Raw genomic sequence first — 18243 nt, forward strand, 5'->3', positions numbered from 1 at the left:
AAGCCCCGTGCCTTCGCGTCAGACCAGCCGACGGGCCGTCGCCCAGCGCGTCAGCTCGTGCCGGTTGGACAGCTGGAGCTTGCGCAGAACCGCCGAGACGTGCGACTCGACCGTCTTCACCGAGATGAAGAGCTGCTTGGCGATCTCCTTGTACGCGTAACCGCGCGCGATCAGCCGCAGCACCTCGCGCTCCCGCTGCGTGAGCCGGTCCAGGTCCTCGTCGACCGGCGGCGCGTCCGTCGACGCGAACGCGTCGAGCACAAAGCCGGCGAGGCGCGGGGAGAACACCGCGTCGCCGTCCTGGACGCGGAAGATCGAGTTGATCAGGTCCGTGCCGGTGATCGTCTTGGTGACGTAACCGCGCGCCCCGCCGCGGATCACGCCGATGACGTCCTCCGCCGCGTCCGAGACGGACAGCGCCAGGAACCGCACCGGGTTGTCGACCGCGCCCATGAACGGCGCGCAGCGGCGCAGCACCTCGACGCCGCCGCCACCCGGCAGATGCACGTCGAGAAGGACCACCTCGGGTCGGGTCGCCGTGATGACGGTGACCGCCTGGTCGACATCGGCGGCCTCGCCCACGACCTCGACGCCCGTGGTCTCGGTGCGGCCGATCTCCGCCTGCACTCCGGTACGGAACATCCGGTGGTCATCGACGAGCACCACCCGCGCCCGCCTGCCCTCGGCCTCGGCCTGGGTCTCGGTCTCGGTGTTGCTCATGCGTCCGCCGCCCTCTCCATCTCAAGCTCGACTTCCGTGCCCCCGTCGGGCGCGGAACGCAGCCTCGCCGTACCGCCGTTGCGTTGCATACGGCCGATGATTGATTCTCGTACGCCCATACGGTCGTCAGGTACCGCGTCCAGATCGAACCCGGGTCCCCTGTCGCGCACGGAGACGAAGACCGTCCGGCCCTCGACCTCCGCGAAAACCTGCACCGCTCCGCCCTCGCCACCGTACTTCGCGGCGTTCACCATTGCCTCGCGTGCTGCCTGCATCTGTGCGGCCAGCTTGTCGTCGAGCGGGCAGTCGCCGACGACGACGACCTCCAGCGGCACGCCGTGGTTGTCCTCGACCTCGGCCGCCGTCCGCTTGACCGCCTCCGCGAGGGTCTGCGGCTCCTCGTCCTCGTCCTTGCCGGTGCCCTCGGGCTTGTACAGCCAGTTGCGCAGCTCCCGCTCCTGCGCGCGGGCCAGCCGCCGCACCTCGCCCGGGTCCTCCGCGTTGCGCTGGATCAGGGTGAGGGTGTGCAGCACCGAGTCGTGGACGTGGGCGGCGACCTCGGCGCGCTCCTGGGCGCGGATGCGCATCAGGCGCTCCTCGGACAGGTCCTGCGTCATGCGTACGAGCCAGGGGCCCGCCAGCAGCGCGATGCCTGTGACGACGGCGAGCGCGGCGGTCAGTACGTTGCCGAGCTGCGCCGCCGAGCCGCGCACCACCAGGAACGCGGTGAGGCCCGTACCGACCAGGGCCACGCCCGCCAGGCCGCGGGCCAGCTGAAGCATCCTGCGGCGGTGGCCGATCTCCATCCAGTGGGCGCGCCGCGCATTGTCGGCCTGGCGCCACACCAGGATGACGCCGAAGCAGATGAGGAGGGTGGGCCAGATGTAGCGCCCGGCCTCGCCGCCCACCTTCACGTTGCCGACGAAGACCGCGGCGCCGATGAGCAGCGCGACCAGCGCGAAGACCTGGCCCTTGTCGGGCTTACGGAGCTTGCGGCGCCCGTCGGGGGTGGTCTCGAAGGCGGACCGGGGCGCGTCGACGCCACCGACGCCGAGCGGCACGATGAACCAGAAGGCGGCGTACAGCAGCACGCCCAGGCCGTCCGACAGGAACAGCGCGATGAAGATGATCCGCACCCACACCACGGGCAGCCCGAGGTGCCCGGCGAGCCCGCGCGCGACACCGCCGAGCATCCGCCCCTCGGCGCTGCGGTAGAGCTTGCGCGGCTGCGGTTCCTCGGGGTCCGGGGCGAGCGGGCCCACCGGGCGGCGGGGTGCGGCGACTGGCATGTTCCGATGGTCACACGTACCCGTGCACCGGGGCATCAGGGTCGGTCCCCCAGTCGACCCTGATCCCGGCCGGGGCACAGCTCGTAGCCGACGGGGGTACGTCTCGTCCCCGGCGGCGGCAGCACAGCTCGTACCCGGCAGGGGCGTAGCCTCCATCCCCGGCGGCGGCGTCTTCGCTCCCTCAGGGGTGAAATCAGGGATCGTCCAGGGTCGTCGTGTGCCCCATGGTGCCGTTCGGCCCGTCACCATGGACGTATGACTGAGCCGCACGACGCCGCGCCTCCCGGGCCGCCGGTGTCCTCCCCCGACGAGCCGCCGCGGCCCCAGCTGCGCCGCAGCAAGCGGCAGAAAGTGCTGGGCGGCGTGTGCGGCGGGCTCGGCAGGCACTTCGACCTCGACCCGGTGATCTTCCGGATCGTGCTCGGCGTGCTGACCGTCACCGGCGGCATCGGTCTGATCTTCTACGGCTTCGCCTGGCTGTTCATCCCCCTCGACGACGAGGAGGAGAGCGAGGCGCGCAGGCTCCTGACGGGCCGGGTCGACGGGACCACGCTCATCGCCGTGCTCTGCGCCCTGATCGGCTGCGGGCTCTTCCTGTCCATGCTGAACAACGGCACGGTCCTCGGCTTCGCCGTGCTGCTCTCGGTCGCCCTGGCCGGCGCCACCTACTGGTCGCAGCGCCGCCGCCTCGCCGACCCGCTGAGCGGCCCGCTCGACCCGGTGGCCGCGCAGGCCGTCGCGGTGGCGCCGCCCGAGACGAAGGCGCCGCCCGTACAGAGTCCGCCGTCCTGGTGGCGCGACCCCATCGTCAAGGACGGCACGACGGGCCTGGCCGGCTCCGGCTACATGTGGGGCCCGGAGGCGGCGATCGTGGACGACGCGCTGGCCAGGGCACGGGCCAAGGTGTCGGGCGGTTCGCCGCAGCCGCGCCGCCGCGACCCGGCGACGCGCGGGCCGCGCAGTATCGGCGGCCGGGTGTTCCTGCTGGCCGTGCTCGCGGGCGGGCTCGGCACCGCCCTGTCGTGGGAGGGCCGGCCGCTCGGTACGAGCCTGCAGATCGGCTTGGCCTGCGCGCTCGCGATCTTCGGCCTGGGCATCGCGGTCAGCTCCCTGCTCGGACGCACGGGCGTCGGCTCGATCCTGCTCGCGGTGATCACGGCGGGCCTGCTGGCCGCGTCCGCGATGCTGCCGAAGGAGATCTCCACGGAGTGGATGCGCACCGACTGGAAGCCCATGTCGGTCGCCGCCGTGCAGCCCCGGTACGAGCTCGGGTCGGGTGTCGGCACCCTCGATCTGGGCGGGGTGCGGGTCCCGGTGGACCAGAAGGTGAGCACGGGGGCCAAGGTGGGCGCGGGGCGCCTGCTGGTCGTCGTACCGAAGGATGTGACCGTGAAGGTGAGTATCGACGTGGGGCTCGGCGACATCCAACTGCCGAGCGACAGGCCGCAGGACGTGGACATCCAGCCGGATCAGCGGATCCGGCAGACGCTGAAGCCGCCCAAGGGGGCCAAGCCCGCCGGGACGGTGGAGCTGAGCCTGGAGATCGGCGCCGGACAGGTCGAGGTGGCCCGTGCCGCGAAGTGAGCCGTACGACGAGCACGCCGGCGGGCCGTACGCAGGGCGCCTGTCCGAGCCCGGGGCCGCAGCCGCGCCCGGCTGCCGCCGGGCGTTCCGGCACGGCTTCCTGCCGGGCAAGCTGATCGCCGGCCTGATCCTGGCGGGGACGGCCGGCGCCTACGCGGGGGATGCCGCCGGGGCCTGGCACACGCCCGCCTACCTGGCGCTCCCGGCGGTGTTCGGCGGCCTGCTGCTGGCCGGGGCGGCGAGCTGGCTGAGCTACCGGGGGCGGCGCCGCGCGGCCAGGGCCGCGTCGAGGGAGAACACCGCGGCGCCCGCGAGCACCAGCGGGAGCCAGGCCATGAGGTAAGCCAGGTCGTTCCCGTAGTAGTACGGGTCGCTCTGCCAGCTCACGGTCAGCCACAGGCTCAGCGAGATCAGCGCGCCGCCGAACGCGGCGAGGCGCGCGAGTAGGCCGATCAGGGTGCCGATGCCGACGGCGAGCTCCCCGAGGGCGATGGCGTACGCGAAGCCCTCAGGGTTCTTCAGCGCCATGTCGACGAGGGCGGGAATCGCGGAGCTGTCGCGCACGCCGCTCATCAGTTCGCCGATCGACCCGGGGCCGCTCGCCGCCATGAACTGGCTGTCCGTGAGCTTGTCGATGCCCGCGTAGATGAAGGTGACGCCGAGGAACAGCCGCAGCGGCAGCAGCGACAGGCGGCTCGCCGACTCTTTCCAGCCGCCACGCGCGCGCGGACCCGCATTCAAGCCGCCCATGGTGTCCCCGGTCCGATACCCGTGAGCCATGATCTGGTCCCGCCTCTCGAAAGCGCGCGCTGCGCGCAGGCACGATTCTGCTCGCGCCTTTCGAAGATGGATACGTACGCAAGTCCAGTCAGGCTCAAACAGACCGGCAGGTCAATCGGACCGCGATCTCGATCGAGCCTGTCCGCGATCTCGATCCGTTACACCCACCACGGGTTCGGGCCCGGGTTCGGCGTCGTAGGGCTGCTCAGTCCGTGACGTCGATCGTCACCGTCGCGGTCTCCGCGCCCGCCGCCGTGACCACCTGCACCTCGACCCGGCCCGGCTCGACCTCCACCGGGACCGGCACGGTCAGCACCGTGTCCGTCGGGTTGGCGAAGCCGCCGGGGACCGGGATCAGCGGCACATGGACGTGCACCGTGCCGATCCGTACCACCATCCGCGCCAGCCGGTCCGGGGTACCCGCGCCCGGCGGCACAAAGCCCGCGCCCCGGATCTCGATGTCGTCGCCGGTACGGATCGGGGCGTCCAGGTCGCCCGCCTCCCTGACCCGTACGACGGACAGCACGACGGGCCGGCCGCCCTCCGCGTACTTCCCCGCGAGGTACGTCGCCGCCGAGACCGCCACCAGGATGGCAAGACCCCACGGCAGGTCGGGCAGCTGCTCGGGGTGCCGGGCGAGACGTACCGCCGCGAAGGCCACGGCGACCCCGCTGACCGCGATGTACTGGACGTCGGTGAAGGAGCCGCTGCCGGCGTCGTCGGTGAGCAGGTCGGCGGCCCGGGGCCGGTCGGCGCGGGCCTTCTGGAGGCGCTGGCTCAGTACGCGTACGGACACCACGCGCCCCACCAGGACGGCGATCGCGCAGGTCAGCGCGAGGACGGTCAGCACGCCCGCACCCTGGGCGATCTCCAGCCCGGCGATGAGCTCGTCCCGGTCGGCGCGGGCGGACGCGCCGGCCAGCTCGATCGCGATCACCAGCACCGCGAAGACGACGAGCAGCACCCAGGAGGCGGCGACAGCGCGCGAGGTGGAGAGCCGGTTGTCCTCGCCGATGAGGGGCGCGAGAATCCCGCCGCGCGCCCGGTGCACGCGCGCCGCGCCGGTCAGCAGGACAGCGGTGATGAGCGCGGCGGCGAGCCCGGCGCTGCGGGCCACCGTCCACCCGACGCCGATGGCGGTGAACGACTGGACGAGGGCGAGGGCCACGACACCGCCCCACACCACGTACAGGGTCGCGCGCCACACCAGCCGGAGCCAGGACTCACCCGCCTCGCGGCCGCGCTCGGCGACCGCGCGGGCGGACTGGGTCAGCTCGTCGGACACCCACTGGCGCGAGGCGCCGGTGGAGTGCACCACGGCGGCGGGCAGCCCCTGGCCCGCGGCCAGCCCGTCCCTCTTGGCGAGGAACTCCGCCACCGCGCGCCGGTGCCCCTCACGCGCGCCGTGCGGGCAGTCACCGCACATACAGCCACCGCCGTGCGTGCCCACTCTCGCCTCTTGCACCGCCACAGAAACTGCCGCCCTTCCGACCCCGCCCGGATGCACCGCTGAACGCCGTGCAACTCCTGGGAATTGTGCCGTACCCGGGGCCGTCGACGCCCAGTGGGGCGGGCCGGGGAGGGTGAGGGGCCCGCCATCGAATTGACGTACGGATTGACGCACAAGTCGGCGTCCTACGCGAGGAGTTCGGGCTCGGCCCGGCTGATCTGCCGCCACAGCGGCTGATGGTTGATCCACCCGACAAGATCGCTGCCGAGCTGGTCCCGGGTGGCGAGGGCGTCCTTGTGGCCGATCAGCACCGGCCTGCCCGCGCCGCGCGCCGCGAGCTGCACCTGGCAGGCGCGTTCCATGGAGATGAACCACCAGGCAGCCGCGTCCACCGAGTCCCCGACGGTCAGCAGCCCGTGGTTGCGCAGGATGACGGCCTTGTGCGCGCCGAGCGCGCCCGCGATCCAGCTCCCCTCCTCCTCGTCCACGGACACGCCGGTGTACGCGTCGTACAGGGCGTGGGACTCGTAGAACGCACAGGCTTCCTGGGTGATCGGGGCGAGCAGCTCACCGAGCGCGGACAAGGCCCGGCCGTGAAGGGAGTGGGTGTGCGCGACGGCGACGACGTCGGGGCGGGCCCGATGGACCTGCGCGTGGACCATGAACGCGGCCTGATTGACATGGTGGCGCCCCTCGACGACCTGCCCGTCCCCGTTGACGAGGATCAGATCGCTGACGGTCATGTCCGCGAAGGCCAGCCCGAAGGGATTCACCCAGAAGCAGTCGGCGTGCTCCGGGTCACGGGCGGTGATGTGCCCCGAGACGCCCTCTTCGTACCCGTACCGCGCGAACAGCCGCAGCGCCCCGGCCAGCCGTTCTTTGCGGTACGTGCGTTCCTCGGCGGGGGTCGCGTGGGTGGGCGGCAACGCGAACTGGAGCCGCTCGACGGGTATGGGCGCGGGGATCTCGTTCATGGGGCGGAAGCTACCGGGCGGTACGACAGGTGAACAGGGGCGTGCGGGATCAGTCGCGCGGGGCGCGGCGGCGGTCGATCACGGAAAGGTCGATCTCCATGGGGAACGGATCGTCCATCACGAGCTTGGTCTTGTGGATGCCGGTCGGCGCGTAGGAGCGCGTCGCCGGATCCAGTTCGTAGGTGTAGACGACCGGGAGGCCGTCACTCTCCTCCACCCGCCAGAAGTACTTCACGCCTGCGGCCGCGTACTTACGGGGCTTGACCTCGCGGTCACGGTCCTCGGAATCCGGCGAGACGACCTCGACCGCGAGGACGATGTCCTCGGGGCTGAACCAGGTCTGATTGGGGCCAGTGTCCGCTTCCGTGCGGTACACCAGGACATCAGGCTCCGGCCGGTTTCGCTTGTCGAGCTTGATCGTCATCTCGCGATCGACATCCAGGTCCATCGGCACCTGTGCCAGAAGGGCGTTCTCCAGCAGCCACATGGTGCGCGTGTGGAACCTCCGCTGCGGACTCATGAAGACAAGACTCCCGTCGATCAGCTCGGTGTGCGGCGGGAGGCCCGGGATCCGGTCGAGATCGTCCGCCGTCCAGCCGCCCTCGGGCGGGATCGGCCACAGGTACTTCTGCTCTTCGAGCTCGTACTCAGGTGCGGCGCTCATGATTGCTCCCATGCGACGGAGTCTCGCGTGCCTTGCAAGCGTACCCAGGACATACGACGACGCCGCCGCCCAAACGAATGAGCGACGGCGTCGGCGTCGGCGTTGACTGCGGGGTGACTGCTAGGCGAGTGTCACTCCCACTCGATCGTCCCCGGAGGCTTGCTCGTCACGTCGAGCACCACCCGGTTCACGTCCGCGACCTCGTTGGTGATGCGGGTCGAGATCTTCCCCAGGACGTCGTACGGCATCCGCGTCCAGTCCGCCGTCATGGCGTCCTCGGACGAGACCGGGCGCAGCACGATCGGGTGGCCGTACGTGCGGGCGTCGCCCTGGACGCCGACCGAGCGGACGTCCGCGAGCAGCACGACCGGGCACTGCCAGATCTCGCGGTCGAGACCGGCCGCCGTCAGCTCCTCGCGGGCGATCGCGTCGGCCTCCCGCAGCAGGTCGAGGCGCTCGCGCGTGACGTCGCCGACGATGCGGATGCCCAGGCCGGGGCCGGGGAAGGGCTGGCGCTGGACGATCTCGTCCGGCAGGCCCAGCTCCTGGCCGACCATGCGGACCTCGTCCTTGAACAGCTGGCGCAGCGGCTCGATGAGCTCGAATTCCAGGTCCTCGGGGAGGCCGCCCACGTTGTGGTGGGACTTGATGTTCGCGGTGCCGGTGCCGCCACCGGACTCGACCACGTCCGGGTAGAGCGTGCCCTGCACGAGGAACGCGACGTCCTCGCCCTCGGCGCCGGCCTCGGCGACGATCTCCGCCTGGGCCTGCTCGAAGACCCGGATGAACTCGCGGCCGATGATCTTCCGCTTCTGCTCGGGGTCGCTGACCCCGGCGAGGGCGGACAGGAAGCGCTCCTCGGCGTCGACGACCTTGAGCTGGATACCGGTCGCGGCGACAAAGTCCTTCTCGACCTGCTCGGTCTCGCCCTTGCGCATCAGCCCGTGGTCGACGTACACGCAGGTCAGCTGGTCGCCGATGGCCTTCTGTACGAGCGCGGCGGCGACCGCGGAGTCCACGCCGCCGGAGAGACCACAGATGGCGCGCTTGGTGCCGACCTGCTCGCGGATCAGGGCGACCTGCTCCTCCACGACGTTGGTCGTGGTCCAGGTCGGGGTGATGCCGGCGCCGCGGTACAGGAAGTGCTCAAGGACCTGCTGGCCGTACGTGGAGTGCATCACCTCGGGGTGGTACTGCACGCCGTACAGCTTCTTCTCGTCGTTCTCGAAGGCCGCGACCGGTACGACGTCCGTGGACGCGGTGACGGTGAAGCCCTCCGGCGCGGCCGAGCACGCGTCGCCGTGCGACATCCACACCGACTGCTCGTCGGGGGTGCCCTCGAAGAGGGTGGAGCCGGACTTGGACACGGCCAGGGCGGTACGCCCGTACTCGCGCGCCCCGTTGTCGTCGACGGTGCCGCCGAGCGTCGTGGCCATCAGCTGGAAGCCGTAGCACATGCCGAAGACGGGGACACCGGCCTCGAAGAGCGCGCGGTCCACGGTGGGGGCGCCCTCGGCGTACACGGACGACGGGCCGCCGGAGAGGACGATCGCCTTGGGGTTCTTGGCCAGCATCTCGGCCACGGGCATGGTGCTCGGGACGATCTCGCTGTAGACCCGGGCCTCACGGACGCGACGGGCGATGAGCTGGGCGTACTGCGCGCCGAAGTCGACTACGAGTACGACGTCGGGGGCGGCGGGGGGCGCTGCTGGCACGGGGCGGCCTTCCGGCGGTTGGGCGGTTAAAGGTGGCGGGACTGTCGATTCTAACGGCGACCGGCCGCACCTCTTGTCTCACCATCCGAACCCCCCGGGCCCCACGCTGGCCGCCGCGCGACGAGCGCGCCATACTGGCCGACATGTCCAAGCAGCTGAGCTTCCTCTTTACCTATGGCACCGGCCCGTCCGGCTGCCATGGTCGTGCTGCTTGAACCACTGACAAGCAACTTCCCAGGCGCCCCGGGCCGACAAGGTCCGGGGCGTTCTGTGTTTCCCGGACCTGATCGCCGCCCCGGGGCCCGTACCGGCCCCTCCGGGCCAACCCTTCACGTTCAGGAGATACGGACATGAGCACCGCGACCACCACCGCCCCCACCGCTGCGGAGAAGACCGGCGCGCGCACCGACGAGGCCGCCTCCCTCATCGGGGACGCCCGCGAGCGCATCGACTCGCTCGACGACCGGATCATCGGCCTGATCCAGGAACGGATGGCCGTCTCGTCCGTCATCCAGCAGGCCCGCATCTCCTCGGGCGGACGCCGGGTGAACCTCTCCCGCGAGATGGAGGTCCTCGCCCACTACAGGGACGCGCTGGGGAGGCCGGGCACGGCTCTGGCCATGACGATGCTGGAGCTGTGCCGGGGCCGGATCTGAGTTGGCCCCGGATCTGAGTTCGGGCCCGTCCTCACCCGTACGGCGCGTGACCGGTCCCACGGGCCTTCGTTGGTACCGGTGTCCGCCCCAGCCAGGGGTGTACACGCAGGAAGAGAACCACGCGTGGCTCCGCCGGGGCGTGCGACGCACTGCACGTGTGTCGTGGGACCTCGTTCCGGCGCATGTGACCGGTCGGCAGGGGACAGCGGATCGGTCACCCAAGTCGGCCGGTTCCGGGGACGCCCGGAACCGGCCGACTGTGTCCGCGGGTCCCCCAGGATGTGGTCGAAACGGTTGCGCACGCTGCGGCCGGTCCAGCACGATGCAAAGACGGGCACCAGCACTTCGCACCGCTATTGCCATTGGTCGACACCATTTGTGCGCCGGGGCGCCCACCCGGCGCATCGAAGCCCGACCCGCACCACCGCACACGCACCACCACCGCACACGCACCACCACCGAACCAGCGGCGCTACCCCCCGGCGCCGCTTCCCGGCACCGACGTCGCCCCGACGTCGGTGCCGATGGCCAGGGGCCCCGCGCATCTCCACCGCGGGGCCCTTCGCTTTGCCCCCGCGCCCGGCGTCTCGGCACCTCTACACTCCTCATCCGCAAACGGAGTGACGTATGCCACATGAGAAATATGCGGGTCTCTGGACAACCCTTTGAGCAAGTCACAGGTCTCACGTGCGTACCAAGAAGGCCGGTCAAAGGGGCTGCGCTCGGAGGGGAGCGCAGCCCCTTTTGCCTGCCCGGTCACTTCCGGCGCTGCTGTTTCGGCGGCACCGCCGGGACCGCCAACAACGGCAGTTTCAGTGCGCCGAACGCCTCCGCCGGCACCACCGGCGACTTCGGCTCGACCGCCGACAGGCGTACGTACGCCGCGTCCTGCGCCGGCCGCACATCCGCGTCGCCCTTGTTGGGCCAGTAGGACATCGCCCGCTCCGCCTGCGCGGTGATCGTCAGCGACGGGTTCACCCCGAGGTTCGCAGAGACCGCCGAACCGTCGACCACCGAGATGCCCGGGTGCCCGTACAGCCGGTGGTAGGGGTCTATGACGCCCTCCTGCGGCGAGGCGCCGATCGCGCAGCCGCCCAGGAAGTGCGCGGTCAGCGGGGTGCCCATCAGCTCGCCGATGTTGCTGCCGGGGAAGCCGTTGATCTCGTCCGCGAGGATCGTCGCGGCGCGCGTCGCAGCCGGTATCTGCTTCGGGTTGGGCGCGCCGTGGCCCTGACGGGCGGTGAGCAGGCCTTTTCCGATCCCCCCCGGCTTGCGGTACGTCGTCAGGGAGTTGTCCAGGGACTGCATGACGAGGCCGATGATGGTCCGCTCCGACCAGTGGTGGTTGGAGAGCGAACGGGCGGTGAGCACCGGGTGCCTGGCGACGTTGCCGAGCCAGCCCAGCGCGCGCGGGAACTTCTCGGCGTACGGCACCTGGATGATCGACATCGTGCCCATCGCGTTGGAGCCCCTGCCGTAACGGACCGGCTCGATATGGGTGTTGGCGTCCGGGTGGATCGAGGACGTGATGGCGACGCCCCGCGTGAAGTCGGCCTTGGCGCCGCCGTGCTTCTTGCGGTAGCGGCGGTCGGTGGTCTGCGAGCCGACGAGCGCCTCGGAGTTCGTACGGGTCAGCTCACCGAGCTTCGCCGAGATACGGGGCAGCTCGCCGCGGTCCTTCATGGCGTGCAGCAGGGTCTGCGTGCCGTAGGTGCCTGCGGCGACGACGATCCGGCGCGCGCGCAGGGTGCGGGGCGTTGATCTGCGGCGGGACTCGGTGGGAACGGTCGCGACGCGGTAGCCGCCGTCCGGGTGCTCGGAGAGGCCGACGACGGACGTCATCGGGTGGATGACTGCGCCCGCCTTCTCCGCGAGGTGGAGGTAGTTCTCGTTGAGGGTGTTCTTCGCGCCGCGACGGCAGCCCGTCATGCACTCTCCGCACTCGGTGCAGGCCTTGCGGGACGGGCCCGCGCCGCCGAAGTACGGGTCGGGAACTTCGGCGCCGGGCTCGGCCGTTGAATCACCGGCGGCGTCCGCCCCGTCGCCGAAGAAGACCCCGACGGGGGCCATGTGGAAGGTGTCGCCCACCCCCATGGCCTGCGCGGCCGCCTTCAGGTGCACGTCCGACGGCGTCATGGTCGGGTTCAGGCGCACGCCCAGCATGCGCTTGGCCTGGTCGTAGTACGGCGCCAGCTCGTCCTGCCAGTCGGTGATGCCCGCCCACTGCTGGTCCTCGAAGAAGGGAGCGGGGGGTACGTACAGCGTGTTGGCGTAGTTGAGGGACCCGCCTCCGACGCCCGCGCCTGCCAGGACCATGACATTCCCGAGCAGGTGCACGCGCTGGATTCCGAAGAGGCCGAGTGCGGGGGCCCACAGGTAGTTCTTGATGTCCCAGGAGCTCTTGGGCAGCGACTCACGGGTGAAGCGGCGGCCCGCCTCCAGGACGCCGACCCGGTAGCCCTTCTCCGTCAGGCGCAGCGCGGAGACGGCCCCGCCGAAGCCCGAGCCGACCACGATGACGTCGTAGTCGTAGAGGGAATCATCAGTGTCCTGGGCGTCCTCAGGGTCCTGGCTGCGGACAGAGCTCTCCTGCGACATTGGCGCTCCTCAACAAAAATTGTGTCCAGAGACGGGAGGAAAGAGGGGGCTGCGGGCGGGGCCTAGCGGAAGCGCAGCGCCTTGAGCACGCGCAGGCTGGTCGTCATGAACGCGGCGTACCGCTCGTCGTCCATGCCGAAGGACGGCGCCATCGGCATCAGCCGCTGGTGGGCGACGGTCTGCGCCTCGGTGAACTTGAGGATGCCCTCGGAGCCGTGCCGTCGGCCGAGGCCGGAGTCCTTCATGCCGCCCATCGGCGACTGGACGCTGCCGTACGCCGGGGCGTACCCCTCGTTGATGTTGACCGTGCCGGTGCGCAGCCGGACCGCGACCTCGTGGCCGCGCTTGGCGTTCTTGGTCCAGACGCTCGAATTCAGGCCGTACGACGTGGCGTTGGCGAGGCCGATGACGTCGTCCTCGTCCGTGAAGCGGTAGATGGAGACGACCGGACCGAAGGTCTCCTCGGCGCACACGGCCATCGGTGCCTCGACGCCGTCGAGGATGGTCGGCTCGTAGAAGAGCGGGCCGATGTCGGGGCGGGCGACGCCGCCCGCGACGAGCGTGGCGCCCTTGGCGACGGCCTCGTCGACATGCCGCTGCACATTCTCCAGCTGGCGCTCACCGACGAGGGAGCCCATGTCCGCGCCGTACGCGAGAGCCGTGCCGAGGCGCATCGCCTTCGTGCGGGTGGCGAAGCGCTGCACGAAGTCGTCGGCGATCGACTCGTGTACGTACAGCCGCTCGATGGAGATGCACAGCTGTCCGGCGGAGGAGAAGCAGGCACGGACGGCGCCGGCCGCTGCCTTCTCCACATCGGCGTCGGCGAGCACCAGCATGGCGTTTTTGCCGCCGAGTTCAAGGGAGACACCGACGAGGCGGGCGGCCGCGCCCTGCGCGACCTCGCGGCCGGTGCGGGTGGAGCCGGTGAAGGACACGTAGTCGGCGTGCTTGACGACCTCGGGGCCGACAACCGGGCCTTCGCCGAGGACGACTTGGAAGACCTCGGCGGGCAGACCGGCCTCGACCAGCAGGTCACGGGCCCACAGTGCGGTCAGGGCGGTCTCGGTGTCGGGCTTCATCACGACGGCGTTGCCGGAGACGAAGGCGGGCAGCGCGTCGCCGACCGACAGCTCCAGCGGGTAGTTCCACGGCGCGATCTGGCCGACGACACCGCGCGGCTGGCGCAGCTCGGTGACCTTGGTGAGTGTCGGGACGGCGCCGGTGTGCCGCTTGGCCTTCAGGTAGTTGGGGGCCCTGCGCCCGTAGTGGCGGGCGGCGCTGGCGACCGCCAGGACCTCCTCGTGCGCGTGCAGGCGCGCCTTGCCGGTCTCCAGCTGGATGAGGTCGAGCACCTCGGCCTGCCGCTCCAGGACGAGGTCGTGGAAGCGCAGCAGGACGGCGGCGCGCTGCCGGACCGGGACGGCGGCCCAGACCGACTGTGCGGCGCGTGCCCGCTCGAAGGCGAGTGCGACGTCTTCAGGGGTGGACTCGGGCAGGTCCGCCAGCTTCTCCCCGGTGAACGGCGAGTGGTTGGCCGTACGACCGGAACCGACCACGTCACGGGTGAGCTGCGCGACCACCTCGGGGGTGACCACGTCGGCCGCGGTACGCGCGCCTGCCGGGGTGGCGGCTACGGGATTGGTGCCGAGGGCGGTGTCGGGAGCCTGCAAGTCCGTCATGAGGGCGACACTAAGCCCCTCCACAGACTTTTGGTACCCGTGGGTAATGGCTTTTCACCGACCCCTCACCACCACGCCAGTATTCACTGGCAGATAACTCCTGATCAGGGGCTCGGCATCGCCCCGGCCCCGCCGCCGGAGTCACAGGTCCTGAATTTCCAGATGCTTGACGATGGTGTCGAAGAGCTGCTCGCCGTCCTTGGCCGCCGCGCCACGGTCGGGCATGGAGACCTGGAGCCGCCAGTAGGCCGACTTCTTGCCGTTGACGTAGTAGCGCTCCTGGTAGCGCTTGTAGAGGTCGTCCTCGCCGGCGCTGTAGTCCCGGTAGCTGGTCAGCACGTCCCTGGCGTCCTTGCCCTGCTGCTTCGCGGGCGTCGCGGTGCTCTTGACGTCCTGGATCGTGGTCTTGTTGTCGCCGCCGCCGCGGTAGTACGAGACCCACTCCGCGGCCTGCTGGGCGACAGTGCCGGGACCCTTGTCCTTGGCCGGAACCCGCGCCAGGTAGATGGTGAAGACACCGCTCGGGTCGTAATAGGTGACGCTGAAGTCGTCGGTGGAGCCACTCTGCACCCGCCGGTAGTCCTCGGGCACGGCCACGTCGGCCGCGAGGAGCTCGGTCTCCGTACGGACCTTCCAGCCCTGCGGCAGCTCGTCGCCCCCGAAGGGGTTGGCGGCCGGAGTCCATAGCTGGTGGGCTCGTTCGCCCGTCCACCATCGTTCGTCATGCGCACATCCTGACGAAGTGTTGCGTGTGTTACCACCGGGCCGGCTTCCGGATGCCGACCTGTGACATTGCCACCCACGATGTCCGCACCCCCCGCCCGCCATCAACCACGAGTGAAGGAATCCAGCGCCGTGTCGAAGTGCCTCTTCGCCTCGTCCTGGCGGCTGACCGGCGCCGACACCCATACGTCGTACATCCGGCCGTCCTCGTCCCAGCAGATGTCGTACGTGTGCCGGGCCTCGTCGCCCGCCTCGAAGCCGTTCCAGGTGAACTCCCACAGCGCGGCGGTGAGGCCGTTGTGGGTGGTCGGGGTGACCTTGTCGTCGCGGTAGCCGGGGTTGTTGTCGGGGCCATCGGCCGCCGAACGGCGCATCTCGGCGAGCGGGCCGTCCGGGACCGGGGGCTGGCTGCGGATGCCGATGCGCAGGGCGCCGTCCGGTGAGATGTAGAAGACCCGCCGGTCGTCGGTGGAGCGGGTGAAGCCTTCGGGGACCGTGACGCTGAAGCCCTGACGGTCGGTCACCGAGCGGTAGCCGACCGGAGGTGTGCGGGTCACGGTGACGGTCGGGGCCGGTGAGCCGCCGTTGCGGGAAGTCGCCGACGGAACGCCGTCGCGAGGGGTGGCCGGGGATCCGTCGTCGGGCGTGGCCGGGGGTGAAGTGACTGTGCGGGTGGGCGCGATGGTCGTCCGCCCGCCGGTGGGGCCGTTGCCGCCGCCGCTCCCGCCCGCGTCGTCGTCATCGAGCAGCAGCGTCGCCGTGACCGCGCCCGCCCCCGCCATCGCGACGACGAGGATGCCCGCGACCAGGGCGCCCCGGATGCGCCCGGCCCGTGGCCGGGCCGGGGCGACCGGTTCCTGCAGCCAGGAGGACGGGCGGTAGGTCGCCGACGCGGTGGGTGCGATGCCGGTCGCGAGCTGGGCGAGCAGCAGCGCTCGGGCCTCCTCCGCGCCGATTCTGCGCGCCGCATCGCGCTGGAGCAGGCCCTGGACGACGGGCATGAGTGGTCCTGCGGCGGCGGGCGGGCGGATCTCGTCGTGTACGACGGCGCACAGGATGCCGCTCAACGAGTCGCGGTAGAAGGGGGATTGACCGGCCAGCGCCACGCACAGGAGCACGCCGAGCGACCACAGGTCGGACGCGGGGCCCGCGGGCATGCCCTCCATCCGCTCGGGCGCCGTGTACTCGGGAGAGCCGACGAAGGTCCCGGCGTCGGTGAGCGTGGTGGCGCCGGAGAAGCGTGCGACCCCGAAGTCGGTCAGCACGATACGGCCGGTGCCCGTCTCCAGCAGCACATTGGCGGGCTTGAGGTCCCGGTGCAGCACCCCGCGTTCATGGGCCGCGCCCAGCGCCCCGAGCAGCGCGAGCCCGATCCTGGCCGCCTCGGCGGCGTCCACCGGGCCGCTCCGCGCGATGCGGTCGGCGAGCGAGCCGCCCTCGATCAACTCCATGATGATGTACGGACGGCTGTCGTCCTCGTCCGCGACGACGTCGTGCACCACGATCACATTCGGGTGCACCAGCTGGGCGACCGCGCGGGCCTCGCGCAGCGCCCGCTCCCGCCGCTGCTGCGCGTCGACGCCAGGAACGCCGCCGGCGCCCTCGTCGAGATGCAGTTCCTTGACGGCGACCTGTCGGCCGAGCAGTTCGTCGGTCGCCTGCCAGACGGTGCCCATGCCGCCCCGGCCGAGCCTGCGTCCCAACCGGTAACGCCCCGCGATCACCCGCGTGTTGCCGTCAGCAGTCATGCGTCATCAGCCATCCGTCATTGGTCGTCCTGCTCGGGCGGCGGGCGCCAGCCGCGCAGGACGGTGTCGAATTGCTCGCGCGTCGTCGCCCAGTCCTTCTCGGGGCCCGACATGTAAATCGCGTACTCCGTGCGGCCGTTGTCCGCGAAGTACATCTGGTCGATGGCGCGCCGCTCCCCCGGGTTCTCCTTGTACGCCGTCCAGCCGAACTCCCAGAGCCCGGCGACCCCGTCCCTGTAGTGGTTGGTGTGCAGCGCCACTTGGCGGTATTCGGGCAGCTGGGCCTTGAGGGTTTTCTCCAGCGCCAGCATGTGCATGTACGGGTTCTCGAAGTCCGGCGAGTGGTCGATGCTGATCCGGATCCGGTGATTGCCGTTGTCGGGGGTGTAGTCGATCTCGGTGCCGTCCATCTGGCGCTTCCAGCCCTTGGGTACGAGCAGGCTGAAGCCCTCGGGGTCCTGGACGCGCTGCCAGCCCTTAGGCACGGCGTCCGGGTCGGAATCCGCCTGCGGCGCCGGGGATTGCGACCCGCCGTCGGTCGATTCCTGCTCCCCGTCCGCGTACTTCATGACGCCGAACGCGGCCCCGCCGCCAACCAGGGCTGCGGCCAGCACGGCCACCACCGCGGTGCGCCAGCCACCGGACCGGCCCGCGGGGGCGGAGGCGGGCACGGGGGTGGGGAGCTCGGCGGGCGCGGGGGTGGGGACGGGTGTGGTCACCGCCGTGTTCGTCTCCCGCAGGGCACCCCGCGGAACCTGCTGCGTCGGTACGTACGCCTGCGCCGCCTTGGGCTCTCGCCCCTCCATCGCGTCCAGGAGCATCCGCTCCGCCTCCGCCACCGAGGGCCGCTCCGCCGGCTCCTTGCGCAGCAGCGCGGTGATCACCGGGCCGAGGGCGCCCGCGTGGCGGGTGGGCAACGGCTCTTCGGCGACCACCGCCTGGAGGGTGCTGATGGGCGACGTACGCCGGAAGGGCGATCGTTCCTCCACCGCCGTGTAGAGCGTCGCGCCGAGCGCCCACAGGTCGGAGGCGGGGCCGGGGTCGGCGCCGCGTACCCGCTCGGGCGCCAGATAGTCGATGGAGCCGATGAGTTCACCGGTCCTGGTGATCGTCGCGTCGCCTTCGATCGCGGCGATCCCGAAATCTGTGAGCAGCACACGGCCGTCCTTCGCGAGAAGTACGTTGCCGGGCTTGACGTCACGGTGCAGCACCCCGGCGGCGTGCGCGGCGCGCAGGGCGCCGAGTACGTGCAGGCCGACGCGGGCGGCCTCGGCCGGTGCCATCCGGCCGCTCGCCTTGGCCGCGTCGGCGAGCGAGGGCCCGTCGACGTACTCCATGACGATCCATGGTCGGTCGTCGTGCTCCAGCACGTCGTGGACGGTGACGACGCCGGGGTGGTTGATGCGGGCGGCCGCCCGCGCCTCCTTCTGGGCGCGCGCGTGCAGAATCACCCGGTCCGCCTCCGCCACATACAGACCGGCCGTCAGCTCCTTCACCGCGACGGTCCTGTGCAGCACCTCGTCGTGAGCGCGCCACACGCGTCCCATGCCACCGCTGCCGATGCTCTCGCCCAGCCGGTAGCGTCCCGCGAGAAGCAGGCCCGCCGCTATGCCCTGTGAGTGATCCACGTCCCTGCCCGCCCCGTGTCTACGGCTGCCAGATT

General features: G+C 71.0%; 15 protein-coding genes. 3 read left to right on the plus strand and 12 right to left on the minus strand.

All coding sequences use genetic code 11. The annotated features are described in order from the left end of the window. Positions 1-18: 18 nt before the first annotated feature. The gene (locus ABCR94_RS25280; protein WP_347122328.1) at positions 19-720 is read right to left on the minus strand and encodes a LuxR C-terminal-related transcriptional regulator; all 702 of its coding nucleotides are present in this window, start codon (positions 718-720) and stop codon (positions 19-21) included. Then, positions 717-2009 (minus strand): PspC domain-containing protein, encoded by a 1293-nt coding sequence (locus ABCR94_RS25285; protein ID WP_347122329.1) that lies wholly within the window; start codon positions 2007-2009, stop codon positions 717-719. Before ABCR94_RS25285 ends, ABCR94_RS25280 begins: the two co-directional genes overlap by 4 nt. Before the next feature lie 255 nt (positions 2010-2264). Here ABCR94_RS25285 and ABCR94_RS25290 point away from each other — a divergent pair, with 255 nt between their 5' ends. Next, on the plus strand, positions 2265-3593 hold the full coding sequence (locus ABCR94_RS25290; RefSeq protein ID WP_347122330.1) for a PspC domain-containing protein: 1329 nt from the start codon (positions 2265-2267) through the stop codon (positions 3591-3593). After that, positions 3580-3936 (plus strand): hypothetical protein, encoded by a 357-nt coding sequence (locus ABCR94_RS25295; protein ID WP_347122331.1) that lies wholly within the window; start codon positions 3580-3582, stop codon positions 3934-3936. Before ABCR94_RS25290 ends, ABCR94_RS25295 begins: the two co-directional genes overlap by 14 nt. On the opposite strand, the gene ABCR94_RS25300 is transcribed toward ABCR94_RS25295, so the two are convergent. The 5 genes from ABCR94_RS25300 to guaA all read right to left on the minus strand — a co-directional run bounded on the left by ABCR94_RS25300 (position 3846) and on the right by guaA (position 9176). Beyond that, positions 3846-4373 (minus strand): DoxX family protein, encoded by a 528-nt coding sequence (locus ABCR94_RS25300; protein ID WP_521977761.1) that lies wholly within the window; start codon positions 4371-4373, stop codon positions 3846-3848. The genes ABCR94_RS25295 and ABCR94_RS25300 overlap by 91 nt on opposite strands. A 205-nt stretch (positions 4374-4578) precedes the next feature. Then, the gene (locus ABCR94_RS25305; RefSeq protein WP_521977855.1) at positions 4579-5799 is read right to left on the minus strand and encodes a hypothetical protein; all 1221 of its coding nucleotides are present in this window, start codon (positions 5797-5799) and stop codon (positions 4579-4581) included. A gap of 209 nt (positions 5800-6008) precedes the next feature. Then, positions 6009-6797: a class II aldolase/adducin family protein gene (locus tag ABCR94_RS25310; RefSeq protein ID WP_347122333.1), complete on the minus strand. Its 789-nt coding sequence runs from the start codon at positions 6795-6797 to the stop codon at positions 6009-6011. Between the two features lie 49 nt (positions 6798-6846). Then, the gene (locus ABCR94_RS25315) at positions 6847-7461 is read right to left on the minus strand and encodes a Uma2 family endonuclease (RefSeq protein WP_347122334.1); all 615 of its coding nucleotides are present in this window, start codon (positions 7459-7461) and stop codon (positions 6847-6849) included. A 131-nt stretch (positions 7462-7592) separates the two neighbouring features. Continuing rightward, positions 7593-9176 (minus strand): glutamine-hydrolyzing GMP synthase, encoded by a 1584-nt coding sequence (gene guaA / locus ABCR94_RS25320; RefSeq protein ID WP_347122335.1) that lies wholly within the window; start codon positions 9174-9176, stop codon positions 7593-7595. Between the two features lie 350 nt (positions 9177-9526). Between guaA and ABCR94_RS25325 the strand changes: the two genes are divergently transcribed. After that, entirely contained in the window at positions 9527-9832 is a 306-nt protein-coding gene (locus tag ABCR94_RS25325) for a chorismate mutase (RefSeq protein WP_347122336.1), read from the plus strand. A 756-nt stretch (positions 9833-10588) separates the two neighbouring features. Here the strand turns inward: ABCR94_RS25325 and ABCR94_RS25330 are convergent. From ABCR94_RS25330 to ABCR94_RS25350, 5 genes are all read right to left on the minus strand, one after another. Continuing rightward, positions 10589-12430: a GMC oxidoreductase gene (locus ABCR94_RS25330; protein ID WP_347122337.1), complete on the minus strand. Its 1842-nt coding sequence runs from the start codon at positions 12428-12430 to the stop codon at positions 10589-10591. A gap of 62 nt (positions 12431-12492) precedes the next feature. Beyond that, positions 12493-14109, minus strand: coding sequence for a succinic semialdehyde dehydrogenase (locus ABCR94_RS25335; protein WP_347122338.1), 1617 nt, complete (start codon positions 14107-14109; stop codon positions 12493-12495). Positions 14110-14250: 141 nt separating this feature from the next. Next, on the minus strand, positions 14251-14706 hold the full coding sequence (locus tag ABCR94_RS25340) for a hypothetical protein (RefSeq protein ID WP_347122339.1): 456 nt from the start codon (positions 14704-14706) through the stop codon (positions 14251-14253). Between the two features lie 230 nt (positions 14707-14936). Continuing rightward, positions 14937-16580: a serine/threonine-protein kinase gene (locus ABCR94_RS25345; protein ID WP_347122340.1), complete on the minus strand. Its 1644-nt coding sequence runs from the start codon at positions 16578-16580 to the stop codon at positions 14937-14939. 17 nt (positions 16581-16597) lie between these two features. Further along, positions 16598-18208: a serine/threonine-protein kinase gene (locus ABCR94_RS25350; protein WP_347122341.1), complete on the minus strand. Its 1611-nt coding sequence runs from the start codon at positions 18206-18208 to the stop codon at positions 16598-16600. Between the last annotated feature and the right edge of the window lie 35 nt (positions 18209-18243).

The sequence above is a fragment of the Streptomyces changchenzhani genome (genome assembly GCF_039766235.1).
Classification (GTDB): Bacteria; Actinomycetota; Actinomycetes; order Streptomycetales; family Streptomycetaceae; genus Streptomyces.